The organism is Candidatus Spyradosoma sp. SGI.093 (assembly GCF_050314555.1).
GTDB lineage: Bacteria > Verrucomicrobiota > Verrucomicrobiia > Opitutales > UBA953 > Spyradosoma.
This window is the reverse complement of the sequence record NZ_JBNPNH010000004.1, coordinates 62,875-78,736: the sequence shown is the minus strand read 5'-3', so window position 1 is coordinate 78,736 and position 15,862 is coordinate 62,875. Positions and strand designations below refer to the sequence as shown.

The 15,862-nt window shown below is 61.8% G+C and carries 13 protein-coding genes; 3 read left to right on the top strand and 10 right to left on the bottom strand.

Annotated features, from left to right (window positions below; genetic code table 11):
• The first annotated feature begins 102 nt into the window (after positions 1-102).
• On the top strand, positions 103-1,989 hold the full coding sequence (locus ACQREB_RS05595) for a DUF3413 domain-containing protein (RefSeq protein ID WP_427766320.1): 1,887 nt from the start codon (positions 103-105) through the stop codon (positions 1,987-1,989).
• A gap of 9 nt (positions 1,990-1,998) precedes the next feature.
• On the opposite strand, the gene ACQREB_RS05590 is transcribed toward ACQREB_RS05595, so the two are convergent.
• On the bottom strand, positions 1,999-2,853 hold the full coding sequence (locus ACQREB_RS05590; protein ID WP_427766317.1) for a polysaccharide deacetylase family protein: 855 nt from the start codon (positions 2,851-2,853) through the stop codon (positions 1,999-2,001).
• Between the two features lie 124 nt (positions 2,854-2,977).
• On the opposite strand from ACQREB_RS05590, the gene ACQREB_RS05585 reads away from it, so the two are divergent.
• Both ACQREB_RS05585 and ACQREB_RS05580 read left to right on the top strand, forming a co-directional pair.
• Positions 2,978-4,051: a glycosyltransferase family 4 protein gene (locus tag ACQREB_RS05585; RefSeq protein ID WP_427766314.1), complete on the top strand. Its 1,074-nt coding sequence runs from the start codon at positions 2,978-2,980 to the stop codon at positions 4,049-4,051.
• 34 nt (positions 4,052-4,085) lie between these two features.
• Positions 4,086-6,257 carry a lipopolysaccharide kinase InaA family protein gene (locus tag ACQREB_RS05580; RefSeq protein ID WP_427766311.1) on the top strand — a complete coding sequence of 724 codons (2,172 nt, stop codon included), beginning with the start codon at positions 4,086-4,088 and terminating at the stop codon, positions 6,255-6,257.
• On the opposite strand, the gene ACQREB_RS05575 is transcribed toward ACQREB_RS05580, so the two are convergent.
• From ACQREB_RS05575 to ACQREB_RS05535, 9 genes are read right to left on the bottom strand one after another with little or no spacing between them, the layout of a single operon-like run.
• The gene (locus ACQREB_RS05575; protein WP_427766308.1) at positions 6,155-7,153 is read right to left on the bottom strand and encodes a hypothetical protein; all 999 of its coding nucleotides are present in this window, start codon (positions 7,151-7,153) and stop codon (positions 6,155-6,157) included. The genes ACQREB_RS05580 and ACQREB_RS05575 overlap by 103 nt on opposite strands.
• Before the next feature lie 3 nt (positions 7,154-7,156).
• On the bottom strand, positions 7,157-8,587 hold the full coding sequence (locus ACQREB_RS05570; protein WP_427766305.1) for an MBOAT family O-acyltransferase: 1,431 nt from the start codon (positions 8,585-8,587) through the stop codon (positions 7,157-7,159).
• Between the two features lie 12 nt (positions 8,588-8,599).
• Complete coding sequence (locus tag ACQREB_RS05565; protein WP_427766302.1) at positions 8,600-9,397, bottom strand: glycosyltransferase family 2 protein; 798 nt, start codon at positions 9,395-9,397, stop codon at positions 8,600-8,602.
• Positions 9,394-10,185 carry a glycosyltransferase family 2 protein gene (locus ACQREB_RS05560; RefSeq protein WP_427766299.1) on the bottom strand — a complete coding sequence of 264 codons (792 nt, stop codon included), beginning with the start codon at positions 10,183-10,185 and terminating at the stop codon, positions 9,394-9,396. Before ACQREB_RS05560 ends, ACQREB_RS05565 begins: the two co-directional genes overlap by 4 nt.
• Positions 10,182-10,925: an acyltransferase gene (locus tag ACQREB_RS05555; protein ID WP_427766297.1), complete on the bottom strand. Its 744-nt coding sequence runs from the start codon at positions 10,923-10,925 to the stop codon at positions 10,182-10,184. The genes ACQREB_RS05560 and ACQREB_RS05555 overlap by 4 nt, the downstream gene beginning before the upstream one ends.
• Entirely contained in the window at positions 10,922-12,067 is a 1,146-nt protein-coding gene (locus tag ACQREB_RS05550) for an adenylyltransferase/cytidyltransferase family protein (RefSeq protein ID WP_427766294.1), read from the bottom strand. The genes ACQREB_RS05555 and ACQREB_RS05550 overlap by 4 nt, the downstream gene beginning before the upstream one ends.
• 19 nt (positions 12,068-12,086) lie before the next feature.
• On the bottom strand, positions 12,087-12,791 hold the full coding sequence (locus tag ACQREB_RS05545; protein WP_427766291.1) for a lipopolysaccharide core heptose(II) kinase RfaY: 705 nt from the start codon (positions 12,789-12,791) through the stop codon (positions 12,087-12,089).
• On the bottom strand, positions 12,788-14,758 hold the full coding sequence (locus ACQREB_RS05540; RefSeq protein WP_427766288.1) for an LTA synthase family protein: 1,971 nt from the start codon (positions 14,756-14,758) through the stop codon (positions 12,788-12,790). Before ACQREB_RS05540 ends, ACQREB_RS05545 begins: the two co-directional genes overlap by 4 nt.
• Positions 14,755-15,555 (bottom strand): glycosyltransferase family 2 protein, encoded by an 801-nt coding sequence (locus ACQREB_RS05535; protein ID WP_427766286.1) that lies wholly within the window; start codon positions 15,553-15,555, stop codon positions 14,755-14,757. The genes ACQREB_RS05540 and ACQREB_RS05535 overlap by 4 nt, the downstream gene beginning before the upstream one ends.
• Positions 15,556-15,862: the final 307 nt, after the last annotated feature.

Here is a 15,862-nt window from a genome sequence, read left to right as displayed (position 1 = left end):
TAAAGTTTAAGGCTTAAAGCTTGAAGAAGAGCGTTCCCGCGGAAAATCCGCGGGAACGCTTTTTTCGTTTTTCGGAACGGGCGGACGCGATAAACTGCACGCATGAAGATTCGAGAATTTTTTGCGGCGCGGGCGCCGCGTTCCCGCGGGGAGGCGCTGCGGCACGGTGCGTGGTTTTTCGTTTTCGCGGCGGCGCTCGCCGCGCTGATTTCGCTGAATTATTTCCGTCAGCTCGACATCGATTTTTCCGGCGAGGGCGGCGTGTACGCGTTCTGCACGATGTTCGGGCATTTCGCGATGTGGGGCGCGGTCGCTTGGATCGCGTGCTGTCTGCCGTGGGCGCTGGCGTTCCCGCGGCGTCCGCTCGCGGCGTGCCTTTCCGTCGCGGCGGGAACGGCGGGGCTGATCGTCGTCGCGCTCGACACCTTCGTCTTCGGTCTGTATCGATTTCATGTATACAACAGCTTCGTGCTGGATCTGCTTTTCGGCGGCGGCGCGGCGGGAATCTTCACGTTCACGGCGGGGCAGATCGCGCTGATGGCGGGCGGGGCGCTCGCGCTCGTCGGGCTCGGTCTCGTCGCGTGGTCCGCGGCGCGGTTTTTCGCTTCGCGCACGGGCGGGAAGGCGCTCGGCGCGGTCGCGGGAACGCTCGCCGTCCTGCTCGTCGCCTCGCACATGATGCACGCGTATTATTCCGCGAACGGGAGCCGTTCCGTCTATCGCATCGCGGAGGTTTACCCGGGGCATTTCCCGCTGACGGCGAACCGTTTTCTGATCCGGCGCGGCTGGGTCGATCCCGAAAAGGTGCGCGAGAAGATCAAGCTCAACGCGGGCTCGTCGCTCGACTATCCGCGCGCGCCGCTCGTTCCCGCGGAGCCGCCGACGAAGAACGTGCTCGTCATCTTCGTCGATTCGTGGAATTTCCGCACCTTCGCGCCGGAAGTGATGCCGAACGTCTGCGCCTTCGCGAAGAACGCGCAGGTCTTCGCCGAGCACTACAGCGGCGACCACGGCACGCGCACGGGCGTGATGTCGTTTTTCCACGGGCTGCCGGGAATGTATTTCGGCGCGATCCGCGACGGCGGCGTCAGCTCGGCGTTCGTGGACGTGTTGTTGAAAAATAATTACGCGACCGCGGTTTACGCGACGGCGGGGCTCTCCAATCCGCCGTTCACGCGCACGATCTTCAGGAACGTTCCCGCCGAGTCGATCCGCGACTACCTTGCGGAGGGCGTTTCGACCGCCGAGGGCGACGAGCGGCTCGCGGACGCGTGGCTTGAGTTCACGAAAAATCACGTGAGCGTTCCCGCCGCCGAGCGCCGCCCGTTCTTCGGCTTCCTGTTCTTCGACGAACTGCACGCGATGACGCTTCCGAAGGACGCCGAGAAGAAATTCCCCACCGACTGGGAAAATCCGAAATACGAGCTGCTCGGCAAAAACACCGACCCGACCCCGTTCTTCAACCTCTACAAGAACGACGCGTTCTGGCTCGACCGCCAGCTCGGGCGCGTGTTCGACGACCTGCGGGAACGCGGGCTGCTCGAAAACACCATCGTCATTCTCACCGGCGACCACGGGCAGGAATTCAACGAGGACGGCAACAACACGTGGGGCCACGGCTCGCTGTTTTCGACGCACCAGCTCAAGGTGCCGTTCGTGCTCTTCGACGCCGCGCTGCCGCCCAAAACGCACACGCACTGGACGTCGCACTACGACGCGAGCGTCACGCTGCTGCAGAATTATCTGCACGTCGGGAACGCGCCGAGCGACTATTCCGTGGGCAAAAATCTTTTCGACGAGACGCCGCGCGAATGGCTGCTCGTCGGGCATCCGGAGCAGTGGGGCGTGATCGAGCGCGACCGCATCACGCACGTCCGCCTCGGCGACTACGAAATCTTCGACCGCGACTACCGCTACCTCCCCGACGCGAAGCTGAACGTCCCCGTCTTCCGCGCCGCCGTCGAGCAGAGCAAGGAGTTTTTCAGGTAGTCGCGGGACTCAGCTCTTGCGGAGTGTTTCCGTGTGCGCCAGAAGATCGTGGAGCTTCGTCAGCAGCGGGCGGCTGAAGATGAAGACGTTGCGCGTGAACTTTTCCCATTTCGCCGCGGCGTTCAGACGCGGGAGCACGTCGCGGGAATCGCCGAATCCGCAGGATCCTTTCGCGGTCGTGAACTGCGCATTGAAACCGAGCGATTTCGCGATTCGGACCGACTCGTCGGAATAGTGCCCCCAGGGCCAAAAAAGCATTTTCGGCGCGCGTCCTGTAATCGTCGTGATTTCGCGGATACAGTTTTCCAGATCCGCCCGAAGAAACTTTTCGAAATCCTTCGGCGAAACTCCGGTCGCGGGCGCGGCGACGGAGCTGATTCCGCGGTCGTTTTTCGCGTGGCGGGTGCCGTGAGCCTCGATGCTCCAGCAGCCGGAATCGTGCATCGCCTTCACTTCGGCGCGGGAAAGGTAACAGCGCGTGTCGCCCTTGAGCGCGATCTCTTCCGCGTCGAGATTGCGGCGTTCGACGATTTCGGCGGGGACGTCTTCGGGGCGTTCCCGCAGCGGCGCGTCGTGAAGGAACCCGGCGGAAAGCGCGAGCGCGGCCTTCAGCCCTCGCCGTTTCAGAATCGGCGTCGCGAAAAACCAGTTGTCCAGCCAGCCGTCGTCGAACGAGAGCATCGCGAAGCGCGTGTTCGCGGGAAATTTCCTCGTTCCCGCGATGTAGGCGAGCGCGTCGTCGGGCGTCAGAACGGAGAATTTTTTCTGAATGAAGTCCAGCTGGCGTTCGAACGTTTCCGCGTCGAGGGCGTCCGGATGCGGCTTGGGCTGGATTCTGTGATAGGTGAAGACGGTGAGCGGCATGGAGACGAAGAGTAAAATCGATGAGCGGACGGGTCAAATTTCAATTTGGCGAAAATCTCCCGGAGGAAGCGGGAAATATCGTTGCGGGCGCGCGGCGGAAGTGGGATTATTTCTCGCCTCGCCTATGCCAATCCCCGGAATCAATTTCATTTTTCACACAATCGCCCGCGCCGGAGGAATGGAGCGCGCCGTCGTCGACATGATATGCGGTTTCGCTCGGAAAGGCGTTCCCGTGCGCGGCGTGGCGATGCGGACGGACGCGTCCGTTTTCCCGGCGGAGCTGCGGGACCGCATCGAGCTGATCCGCGTTCCCGCGCGCTTCCCGTATCTTTTTTCGCAACGTCTGGCGAATTGGGATTTCGAAAACCGCGCGGCGACGTTCTGCCGCAAGGGCTGGAAAACAGTCAGCGCGTCCCGCGTTCCCGCGCCCGTGGACATGGCGATTTCGGGCGGGACGCATCTCGCTCACCTGCTCAAAAAAGGAAAAAGGAAACCTTCGTTCACGGACAGGCTCGTGATGGAGCACGAAGCGGCGCTCTATGCGCAGGCGAAGGTCTGCGTCGCGCATTCCCGCATGACGCGAAGCGAGATTCTCGACCTGAAGGTCGCCGCGCCGGAGAAGGTCGTCTGTCTGTTCCCGCCCGTGGACACCGCGAAGTTCAATCTTGCCGCGCGTTCGTTCCGAAAGGAGGTTCGGGCGGAGTGGGGCGTCTCCGAAGACAAGTTCGTGCTGCTTTTCCCGTCGAACAATCATGCGCTCAAGGGCGCGGATCTGATTCTCGCCGCGCTTGACGAACTGAACGATCCCGACGTCGTGCTCGCGGTGGCGTCGCGGCGACCGATCGAGCATCCGCGCGCGCTCAATCTCGGATTCCGCGCGGACGTCGAAAAATGCTACGCGGCGGCGGACGCGACGATTCTCGCCAGCAAATACGAGGCGTTCGGATTGGTCGCCGTCGAGTCGATTCTTTGCGGCACGCCCGCGCTGCTTTCCGAGTTCTGCGGAGCGACGGACGCGCTCGCTGAGCCGGGCTGCGTCAAGTTCCCGCGAAGCGTCGCGGGCGTTCGTGCCGCGATTGCCGCGGCGCGGGAACGCCATCGCGCGGGAACGCTCGCGCTCTCCGACCCCGAGGCGTCCGTGCGCTACCCGTATTCGCTCGAAAAGCACGTGGACGCGCTTTTGGAGCTGCTCGCCTGATTTCCCGATATTTCACCCCTGACGATTCTCCGCAATGAAACCGCCGCAGAACGACGATTCGATTTTCTCTTTTTTGCCCGAGGCGCGCGACCTGCGCGGCTGGAGCGCGCGCGTCGATCCCGATTGGGACTCCGACGATCTGCGGGAACTTCTGATTTCGTCGCGGGAACGCGAGGGCACCGTGCTGCTGCAGCAGGGGCGGGAACGCGTCGTGCGGACCCGATGCGAGGTCGGCGGCGTCTTGCGCGACGTCGTCGTGAAGACGTATCGCGCTCCCGGGAAACTCCGCGAATTTTTCGAGCGCGGGAACAAGGGCTCCAAAGCGCTTCGGGCATTCGCGGCGGCTTGGATTCTTCGGGAAAAACAGATCGGCACGCCCGAGCCTGTCGCCGTCGCCGAACGTCGGGACGCGAAAGGGCATCTGCTCGAAAGCCGCCTCGTCACGGCGTTCGTTCCCGCGCTGACGAATTTTCGTGACGAGCTTTACCGCATCTATTCCGAAAATCCGGACTGCGGAACGCTGATGTCGCTGATGCAGAAGGTCGCCGACGCCTGCCGCGCGATGCACGACGCCGGCATCGTGCACCGCGATCTGGGCAATCAGAACATCGCGCTGAGAAAGGTCAATGAAGAGGTGCAGGTTCTCTTCATCGACCTCGATCGCGTGCGGATTTTCCCCGCGGGAACGCTGACGGACGCGCAGCGCGGGCGCGATCTTGCGCGCCTGGATCTGCCGTCGGATCTGCGGCGGGTCTTTCACTCGATGTATTACATGGGCTACGGGCCGCCGGGCGAATTCGTCGTCGCCGAAGCGAAAGAACGCGGTGCTTTCGACCGGCATTCGGCGCTGCGTCCCTGGCGGCATCCGATCCGCGAATGGCGCGTTCGCCGGGAAGACCGCAGGGCGGCGCTTGCGGCGGCTCCCGGAAGCGCGGTGCCGCTCGGCAAAGAACTTTGGATTTGGGACGAACGTTCCGTCCAGGCGATTCCCGCCTACATGTCGCGGGAACGCCGAAAATTCCGCTCGGCGGACAATATTTTCCGAATCGCGAAGGAGTTTTTTCTGCGCGGGCGGCGCGTCTGGAAAAATTACGGAAAAATCGCCGAGAGCTCGTTCTCCGAGCCCGTCGATTTCGCGGGAACGCTCGGCATGAAGCTTGAAGCCACGGCGGAGACGAACTGGGAAACGCAGATTGCGTATTTGGCGGAACTCGAAGACTCTGCGCGCGCGAAGTTGCCGGTGCTGCTCCGTCTTTATCATCACAAGGGGTGCCCGCAGTGGAATTTCGCTCTGGAAAAGGCGCGGGAGCTCCGTGAGCGCGGGAACGCGGTCGCGTTCGCTCTCGTGCAGGACCGCGCGGCGGTCCGCGACGCGGGGAGCTGGCGGGAAATGGTGATGCTCGCCGTGGAAAAAACTCACGACTTCGCGGATTTTTACGAAATCGGACATGCGACGAACCGCGGAAAATGGGGCGTCTGGGATTTCGCGGATTACGACAAATTGCTCGCGCCCGCGATCGAAGCGAAACGCGCGTTCCCGAAAATCCGCCTCACGGGGCCGGCGTGCATCGACTTCGACCTGCACTCTCTGCCCGGACTGCTGTCGCGCGTTCCCGCGGGAACGTTTTCCGCGCTTTCTCAGCACCTTTACGTCGATCGTCGCGGCGCGCCGGAAAATTTTCAGGGGAAATTCGATCTCGTCGGCAAGTGCGCGATTCATCGCGCGTTCGCGGAGACTTACGGTTTCGAAGAATCGAAAATCGTCGTCTCGGAAACGAACTGGCCGCTTCTCGGCGCCGGCGTTTACGGACCGATCGACTCGCCGTTCGTGATGTTCGGTCCGTGGGAAACGCGGCCGGCAGACCCGTGGGCGACGGAGCCTCCGCGCGTTTCCGAAGAAGACTACGCGAAATTCATGTGCCGCTATCTGCTCCTGGCGATCGCGAGCGGACACGTTTCACGCGTGTATTGGTGGCGCCTCGTGCATCGAGGATTCGGGCTCGTGGATGATTCGAATCCGGGGAATCCGCGCCCGCGCCCGGCGTTCTTCGCGTTGAAAAATTTGCTCGCGCAACTTGCGGGAGCGCGTTTTGAACGTCGCGTTTACGACGTTCCCGCGGGAAGTTTCGCGTTGGAGTTTTCCCGCGCGGACGGTTCGTGCTTCACGCTTCGTTGGACGCGCAATTCCTTCCCGGAACTTGCCTGACGCGTTTCGTCCGTTGCGGCGATGCGCGCCGCAAGCAGCTTCGCGAAACGCTTCGCGCCGAACGCGTTGAGATGGTTCACGTCTTCGCGGCAGTCGTCGGGAACGTCGAGATTCATGTAGTCCCACAGCTCGATGTCCGAAAAGCGTTCCCGTAGCGTTTCGTAGTAATGAGAGACGTTCAGGTATTTCTCTGCGGAGTAAATCGGCGTGTTGAGGAAAATCAGTCTTATTCTCCGATTTTCACAAAGTGCGCGAATCTTTTCGAGATATGTCAGTTCCGCTTCACACCCCCAAAAGAGCGGTTTTTCGAGCGTTTCCGTCGCAGCGACTGCCTTCGCCAAAGAACGGTTTTCCCGAGGATTGAATCCGCCGAGCTTTTTGAAGTATTTTTTATTGCTCAGCTTGCTTGAGCGCAGGTAGGTCGAGGGCGAGAGAAAAACCGCGCGGAGAAAATCTTTCGGGGCGCGCTCGAGATAGAGCGTCCATTCGTCTTCGCCGAAATGCGGCAGATAATAAGGCACTTTCATGGCCACGAGCGACGGACGGAAGAGCGTCTCGTCCGAGCCGCGGGAAATCGAGTAGGGCGAGACGCCCAGAAACACCGTATCGATCTGCGGATTGTCCCGCAGCAGAAGCCGAAGGCGCAGATAAGCGCTCACGTAAGTGTCCGCGCTGACGGAGGAATTGAATGCGCCGGGAATTTCCGCGTCGTCCACGCCTTGCGCGATGTGAGAGTCGCCGACGAAGAGAATCTTCTTGTCAGGCGGCAAGGCGTACGAATAGGTGCGTATTCTCAGCGCGGCGAGCGCGGGAACAAGAGCCGCGACGATCGCGAAACACGCGAAAAATAAAAGCAGTTTCGCGAAAAATCGGTTTTTTGCGTCGATTTCGGACATGGTTCAGAATCTGAAATAGATGAAGTTTTCCTGCATTCCGTCATTTTGAAAAATGAAGAAGAGGAATAGTCCGTAAAGTGCCCAACGGACGGGGCGCGGGAACGGGAAAACTCGGTAAAGCGCGTGAGTTCCTCGGCGTTGGATCCATTCGACGACGAGCATCATTCCGATGAAAAGGAACGGCGTTCCGCAGAATCCGAAAGTCTCCGTTCCCGCGGGAACGACGCAGTTTCCGAGAAAGGCGAACGCGTCGCCGAGCGTCGGCGCTCTGAAGAATACCCAGCCGATCGTGACGGCGACGAACGTGGCGACGAGTCGCGCGAGCTCCGAGAGACTCGGCAGCGCCGCGTTTTCGGCGACGACAGCCGTGCTTTTCCGCTTTCGCCCGAAAAGCGTCCGCGGCACGAAAAGCAGCGCGTGAAAAAGCCCCCAGCAGACGAACGTCCAGTTCGCTCCGTGCCAAAGTCCGCTCAGACCGAAAACGACGAAGAGATTGCGCAGCGTCCGGAGCTTTCCCGCGCGGGAGCCGCCGAGCGGGATATAGACGAAGTCCCGAAACCAGGTGTTGAGCGAAATGTGCCAGCGGCGCCAGAATTCCTGCGGGTCGCGGCTGAAGTACGGGAACAGAAAATTGTCGCCGAGACGGACGCCGAAGAGCTTGGCGGTGCCGATCGCCATGTCGCTGTAGCCGCTGAAGTCGCCGTAAATCTGGAAGGAATAGAGCACGGCAGCGGCGACAAGCGTTCCCGGCGAGGCGTTCCCGGCGCCGCCCGCCCAGACGGCGTCGACGACGGCGGCGCAGTTGTCCGCCACGACGGTTTTTTTGAAAAGCCCCCAAAGAATCTGCCTCAGCCCGTCGGTCGCGAGCGCCGCGTCGAACGTCCGCCGCTCCGCGAACTGAGGCGAAAGATTGCCCGAGCGCCCGATGGGCCCCGCGAGCAGCTGCGGGAAAAAGCTGATGAACGTGAAATGCCGAAGGGGACTTTTTTCCGCGGGAACGCGACCGAGAAAGACGTCCGCGCAGTAGCCGATCGCCTGGAACGAATAGAACGAGACGCCGACCGGCAACGCGAGGTTCAGCAGCAGCCCGCCGTCGATTCCGCCGAGAAAGGCTTCCGAAAACGAGCGGACGAAGAAGTCGTAATATTTGAATAGCGCGAGCACGCCGAGATTCGTCAGCACGCCGAAGAGAAACCAACCTCGGCGCGCTCTCGTGTTTTCTTCGGAGTGCGCGACGCCGAGTCCTGCGGCGAACGACGTCGCGCCCGCGAGAATCAGCAGACCGAGAAAACGCCAGTCCCACCAGGCGTAGAAAAACCAGCTCGCCGCGAGCAGAAACGCGTTCTGCCGTCGTGCGCTCCCGCTGAACGCGTACCAGTGAAGCGTCAGCGCGGCGAGCCCGAAAACCAAAAATTCTGTCGAATTGAAGAGCATGTCGCCGTCTGTTCAGCTTTTCCGAGACGGAAATTTCTTTGCGAGACTGCGGCGGACGGCGTTTTCCAGGACGCGTCCCAGTCCGATTTTTTGCAACGGTTTTCGGAAAATTTTTTCGATGCGCGTGAGCGCGTTTTCGAGCGGGAGCGCGCCGAGGTTCTTCCGCAGGAGCGCTTTGCGCTCCCGCGAGAGGAGCCCGTTTCTGCCGGCTGCGCCCGAGGCTCCGCCTACCGTGAAGACTGCAATCGGAGCCTCGATTTTCGACGTCGTCGCGCCGTTCACGATGCAGCGCAGAATCCAGTCCCAGTCGGCGCAGATGCGGTAGCTCGTGTCGAACGCTCCGAAGCGCGCGAAAAGATCGCGTCTCGCGAAAATCGACTGGTGTGCAAACTGCCCGAAAAAAAGATGCGGGACGTCGAGCGCGTCCAGATTCTCCGCGGGTTTCAGCAAGCCGTCTTCAGCGTCGTATTGCGCTCCGAAGAGAAAATCCGCCTCGGGCGTTCCCGCCGCGTGCTCGAGCGCGCGGTCGTCATAAAAATAATCGTCCGCGTTGATGAAGATGACGTAGTCTCCCGTCGCGCGCGAAACGCCCTTGTTCATCGCGTCGTAAATCCCTTTGTCCGGCTCCGAGACGACGACGTCGATTTTATCCCGATATTTTTCGAGAATGGCGCGCGTGCCGTCTGAAGAGGCGCCGTCGATCACGACGAATTCCTTGTTCGGATACGTCTGCGCGATTACGGAGCGTATTGTGCGTTCGATTGTTTTTTCCGCGTTGCGGCAGACGGTGACGATTGAGAATTTTCTCATATGTCGAGCTCCTTCCTCAGTGCGCGGGAGAAGAAATGCTTGCAGAGTCGCATCTTCAAATCGGCGGGACGCATGATGAGATCATAGTCGCAGAGAATCTTTTCCAGCTTCAAGTCGCGGAAGACGCGGCGCAGTTCCGTTTCTTCCGCGCCTTCCGGGCGGGAACGCACGCCGGCGAGATCGAATTCCGCTACGGGAACGCGCGTGCGCGCGTAGCGCCCTCCGTCGAGAATCAGGCACTGAATCCAAAATTTGATGTCTCCGACGATTTTCAGCGTTTCGTCGTAGGGGAATCGGCGCAGCTTTTCCGTGCGGATGAAGGAAGATTGATGCTGCAGCGTCTTGTTGTAGAAAAAACCGAGCGAGACCGCCGCCGGCGCGTGACCGAATTCCCGCGTTCCCGCGACGGAATCGACGTAAATTGTCGAGCCGGTCACGACGTCCGCTTCGAAGCGCTTCCGCGCTTCTCCTTCGGCGAAGATTTTTTCGAAAACGTCTTCGGAGGCGAAGCGGTCTCCGGAATTCATGAAGATGCAGAAATCGCCTGTCGCGGCGGCGACGCCTTTGTTCATCGCGTGAAAAATGCCGCGGTCCGGTTCGGAGACGGAGTAGGCTATTTTTCCGGAAAAGCTTTTCAGCACATCGACGCTTCCGTCCGTGCTTCCGCCGTCGATGACGACAACCTCCGTTTCGACGCCTGCGGGAAGGCGCAGAGCCGTCTCCGAAGCGAGCGTCTTTTCAAGCCCCGGAGCGTCGTTGTAGTTGACGGTGATGATTGAGATTTTCATGACGGATCTTTCTGCCGAAGAAACATGTTCGCGGAGCGGTAATGCCACGACCGGTTTTGCTTTATTATTTTCGCGGGAACGCCTGCGATGACGCAGTTCTTTTCCGGAAACGCGCCGGTGACGACACTGCTCCAGCCGACGACGCACCCGTCGCCGATTTCCGTGTTTTTCCCGACCTTCACGTCCATGCCGAGCCAGACGTGATTTCCGATTTTCACGAATTTCCCGCAATTGCGGACGTTTTCGGTATTCGCCTCGCAAGGCAAGTCTTCCGAAGTCTCGAATATGGCATGAGAGTCCGTCGCCCACACGTAAACGCCCCAGGAGAAAAGGCAGTCTTCGCCGACTTCGATGAAGGAATCGTCCTCCATGGTCAAGAAATACACGTCGTTCACGTGCGTGTTTTTTCCGATGTGGATTTTCGCATTGTCGCAGGGATTGGAGTCTGTTCCGACGATGATGCGGCACAAAGATTCCGCGCGGAAACCTTCCTCGATGACGATTTCGTTCCCGTTTCCGACAATCGAAACGTCAAGCCGGAGCGGAATCTCTTTCGTTTTGACCACAAGGCGGTTGCCGCGTCCGTGGATGCCGATGTTGTTGGACGAGCGGACGGCTAGTTCGACGACGTTGCCGGGCTCGATTCGAAGTTTCCCGGATATGAGGCGCTCTTTCAGCTTTTTCCGAAGCTTCCTGCTCGGAATCAGCGAGGTGATCAATGATGCGGTGAATTTTTTCATTTCCGGCGGATTCGGATTTTCAGAGCGTTTTCAATCGGTGTTTCCGAGACGAGGATGAGGTAGCCTCCGCCGCCCGCGCCCGAGACCTTGTGCCCGAGAGAGACGGGCGCGTATTTCGCGATGATCTCGCGCACGTCCGCGGGCGCCATGTTCGGGAACATCGCGGTCTGCGCCTCGAAGACCGCGGTCGTCGCCGCGCCCCACGCCGAAGCGTCCTTCGCAAGAATCGCCTCCCACGCCGCGTCCGTCGCCGAAGCGAGCGCGCGCGCGTTTTCCTCCGTCACGCGCGTTCCCGCGAAGACGTCGTATTCCGCGCGACGTGGATACAGCGGCACGAGCCACAGACGCGCCTCGATCCACGCGAGCAGATCCGCGTCCGTGCGCGTCGTGATCTTCGTCGGCCAGTAGCCGCGGTCGTAGTCGAGCCGGTTCAGCCCGGGTATCACGATCCCGAGAGAATCCTGCGAGCCGCTCACGTAGCGGTTGCCCATCATCGGAGGGTTTTCGTAGCAGAACAGGATCTTCGCGAGCTTCTCGCGGTCGCTCGTTTCGGGAACGTCCGTCTGCCAAAGCTCCACCGCCTTCTTGCGCGAGCTCGTCGCCATGCCGCTGCGGTCGTTGAACTCGTAGTCCGGCTCGATCGAGACGGTCAGCACCGCGCCTGGCGCGAGCTCGTTCACGAAAGGCTGGTCGAGCCAGCCGCCCGCGAGATCGATGCGGTAGGGAATGCGGCATTCCTTGCGCAGCGCGGTCGTCGAGCGCGCCGGCAGATCGCCGTGCGGCACGCGCTTGGCGACGACGTATTCGATGCCGTGCTTGCGGCAGAAATCCTCCTTCGCGGGCGAGTGCCCGTCGGTGTTCACGTAAAAGATGTCGGGCTTGAGCGCGAGCACGTCTTCCTCGAAGTCCATGATGCCGCTCCCGCGGTTGATCCAGGCGTCCTTGACGCAGCGGAGCGCCTTGACCATGTAGAGCCGCTCGGCTTCGGGGTTGATGGTCTTGCGCGCCTTGAGAGCGCAGATCGTGGCGTCGCTGCCGATGCCGACGTAGAGCTCTCCGAGCTTGGAAGCCTCTTCGAAAAACGCCACGTGCCCGCTGTGGAGCATGTCGTAGCAACCGGAAACGAATACTTTTTTAGGCATAAGTCGTGATGTACGGTGTTCAATCTGCTATGGGAGTTCTGCCGCGGAGTCTGCGGCCGAGGTTGCGCAGCGCGTGCAGGGCGATGAAAATTCTTTCGGGAAGCCCGCGGGAACGGTTCGGGATGCCGAAGACGCGTTCGAGCTGGAGGCGGTCGCGCGCCTTCGCCAGACACGGGAAAACCTTTCCTCCGCGGAAATCGATGAGCTTCATGCCGTCCCGCGCGAGCAGAAAATTATCCGGGCAGACGTCGCCGGAGATGATTCCGCGCGCGTGGCACTCGCGCATCAGCGCGGCGATCGCGTCCTGCGTCTCGCGGGAACAGGGCGACGACGGAGATGCGCCGTCCAAAAATTCCGTCACGGAAATCGTTTCCCTCAGGACGCCGCGGGAGAATCTTTCGGCGACGAGAAATGTGCGCGGAATTCCCCGGAACCCGTCGGCGCGGGCGCGCTCGCTGAGGCAAAAAATGTTGCGCGCGTCGGAGCCGAAAAGAAACGCTTTCAGAGAGCGGTCGAAACGGAAGATGAAGTACTCGTGCTTGAGCACGACGGGAACGCCCGCGATTTTCGTTTTCAGGATGAGGCGCGCCCGAGTCGGGTGGTCCATGGCGTCGCGCAGGACTTCGCCGCGACGTTCCCGCAGCATCGAACGAATTTCGTCGAACGCCGCCGCGAATTCGGACGCGTTGCAGAAGATGCGGAACATGCTTTGTGAGTCGTTCATCGGGATTGCGGCGTCTCCGTTTTTTCGAAATAAGTCCAGGCGAGGGCGCGGAGCGCGTCGGCGTCCGCGGTCATTTCCGCCGCGAGCTCGGGCGGAACGGGTGCGCCGTAGCGCTCGTCCGGCGAGCCGTAAAGAAAGCCGCCGCCCGCGTGCAGGACGACGTTTTCTCCGAAGGCGCAGCGACGGGAACGCGCCGCCTCCGAAAACAGATTTTCGCCGAAGCTCGCGTATTCGAAGCCTTCCGGCGCGCACAGCGCGAGCAGCGTCGGCACGACGTCCGCGTGCGTGCCGAAGGGCAGTTTCGTTCCCGCGGGAACGCCGCCGCCGGCGACGACGAACGGCACCTGCTTGCGCTCCGCGAGCGTGGGATTTTTCCCGATGAAGCGGCGCGAAAAATGGTCGCCCGTGACGGCGAAGACCGCGTCCGGGTCGAAGCTCCCGACGGCTTCGACGAATTTCCCGAGCGCGCGGTCCGCGTAGCGGAAATGCCGCAGTTCGTTCGGCGTCGCGCGTCCGCCGCAGGCGTCCGCGAGCTCGGCGGGAACGACGACGGGCGGGCAGCCGAAATCGTCGAGCGGCAGATTGTAGGGCGGGTGGTAAGAGGCGCTCAGCACGAGCGTGAAGACGGGCGTCTCGCCGTCCGCGCGAGCGAGCTTCGCGAGGTGCTCGAACAGAAAACCGTCGGGCACGCCCCATTCGCCCTTGAGCGTTTCCGGGCAGTCGGCGACGTCGCTGCCGAGCACGACTTCGTCGAATCCCTGGTCGCGCGCGTAGGTTTCGACGTGCTGCCACATGCCGTAGCCGCAGTAGGCGAAGCGCGTCCTGTAGCCGAGTCGGGAAAAGATTTTCGCCGTCGCCGTCGCGAGCGCGCGACTGCCGTTCGGGCGGTAGTTCTGCGCGACGTCCACGTGCGGCACGCCCGACATGAGCGCCGAAAGCGAGAGCATCGTCCCCGAGGCGCCGGAGATGAAATTCTCGGACGAAGCGCCGCGTTCCCGCAGTTTCGCGACCGAGTCCGCGAGCCCGAGCGGCGCGTATTTTTCCGCGAGCGGCCAGGCGTCGTAGCTCTCCATCACGAAGAGATAGACGCGTTTCGGCGCGGGCGCGTTCGGGTTCAGTCTACGGTTCTTTTTGGTGACGAGCGCTTCGATTTCCGCCGGCGTCTCCGCGGGTGTCCCGAAGAGCCGCCGAGCCTGCTCGGGAACGTCGTGCACGAACGCCGGGCGCGCGCCGCCGTTGGAGATTTCCCGCATGTCGAGGAAGACGTGCTTCAGCAGAAACGCCGGATTGACGATGAGCCGGTTGAGCTTGTCCGTCGCGCAGACGGCGGCGTCGCGCAGCCCGAGCGGACGCCGCGCGAATCCTCCGCGGAAGCAGAACGCGGCGCAGACGAGCGTCGCGGCGAAAAGGACGAGCGTTCCCGCGACGCCGCGCGCGCGTCGCGCCGAAAAACGCAGCGCCGCGCGGTTCAGACGCGGAATCGCGAACGCGCAAAGCGCCGTTCCCGCGACGAAGGCGGCGAGGTAGCGTCCCCAATGATAATCCGCGAGCACGGTGCCGAAAATCGCGCCCGCGTCGTCGTTGAATACGCCGAGCGCCCACACGTTGAACTGGTCGCCGTATTCGCCGAAAAATCCGAAATCGGCGACCCACACGCCGACGAGCAGCAGATCAAGCGCGAGCGAAACGCCCAGGCCGCAGCGCAGCGCCGCGGAGCGTTTCCGCGGGAACGCCAGGGCGACGAGCCACGCCGACAGAATCGGGAGCGAGAGATACGCGCCCGTCATCAGGTCGAAGCGCGCGCCGACGCTCCACGCCTCGCCGGCTTCGGCGGAAAAAAGAGCGCCGTCCGCTTCCGCCGGGAAAATCCAAAGCGCGAGCCGCCCCAGCGCGGAAATCAGCGCGACGGCGGCGAGATTCGCCCACCACGCCGCGAGAAAAAATCGCGCCCGCGCGAAACGCCTCATCGACGCGCCTCGCTTTCCGCGCCGCGCGCGGCGTCGCGTTCCCGCTGCAGGAAGTAGAGGCGCACGTATTTCATTTCCGTGTAGAAGTAGTGATTCGCGGAGAGAATCCAGCCGATCTTCCCGTCGAGAAAGCCGCCCTGCAGCACGTACATCTTGAAGAACGCGAACGCCGGGCGCAGCACGACGTCGCGGAAAAACCGCGCGCGCTTGCCTTCGGCGAACGCCTTTTCCGCCGCGAGCCGCGTGTATTTTTCGAATTTGCCGAGATAGGCGCGCCACGTGTCGTAGGTGAAGTGAAGCAGCGGCGCGCGCAGCCGCGCGGGCGGGCAGTTGAAGATGATTTTCGGATGCACGAAGCCTTCGACGCGCGTTCCCGCGCGCGGCAGCAGGCGCGGCACCCAGTCCGGACGCAGCACGCCGTGATTCACGCGGACGCCCTTGAAATGATTGACGCGGCGGACGGCGTAGGCGCGTTTCTCGCCGCACGCGACGCGTTCGCGGATTTCCGCCGCGAGCTCGGGGGTGACGCGTTCGTCGCAGTCGAGAAGCAGAACCCACTCCTGCGTTGCCTGTTCTATGGCAAAAGTCTGTTGCGCGCCCCAATCGCCGTTCATCGCGCGGCGAAAGACTTTCGCGCCGCGTTCCCGCGCGATTTCCGCCGTGGCGTCCTCCGAAAAATCATCAACGACGACGATCTCCTCCGCGAACGCGAGACCGTCCAGAAATTCGCGCATGTTCTTTTCCTCGTTGCGGGCGACGACGACGACGGAGAGCGGGACTTTCGGCTGGGGAAACATCGCCCCGAAGCATACCGAATTTCCCATTCGGTGTGCAAGCCGCATTTCGGCAGGAGGTTTTGCACCGCGAAAGCCGTTTTTCACGCGCCTTCGGCGTCCGCGGAAGCACGAGGAAAAGCACGATTTTTCGGCGACCTTTTCCCGAGAGCGCCGCGACGGCGATTTTCCCCCGCCAAGGCGCAAAGACGCAAAGATTTTGACCGCGGAGTTAAAGGGAAGTTAAAGAAAGAAGTGCAACGTGTCTGCAGACCGCCGCAGACGATATTCTGACGAGAGAATCCGTGAAAATAAGGAAAATTTCGGCGAA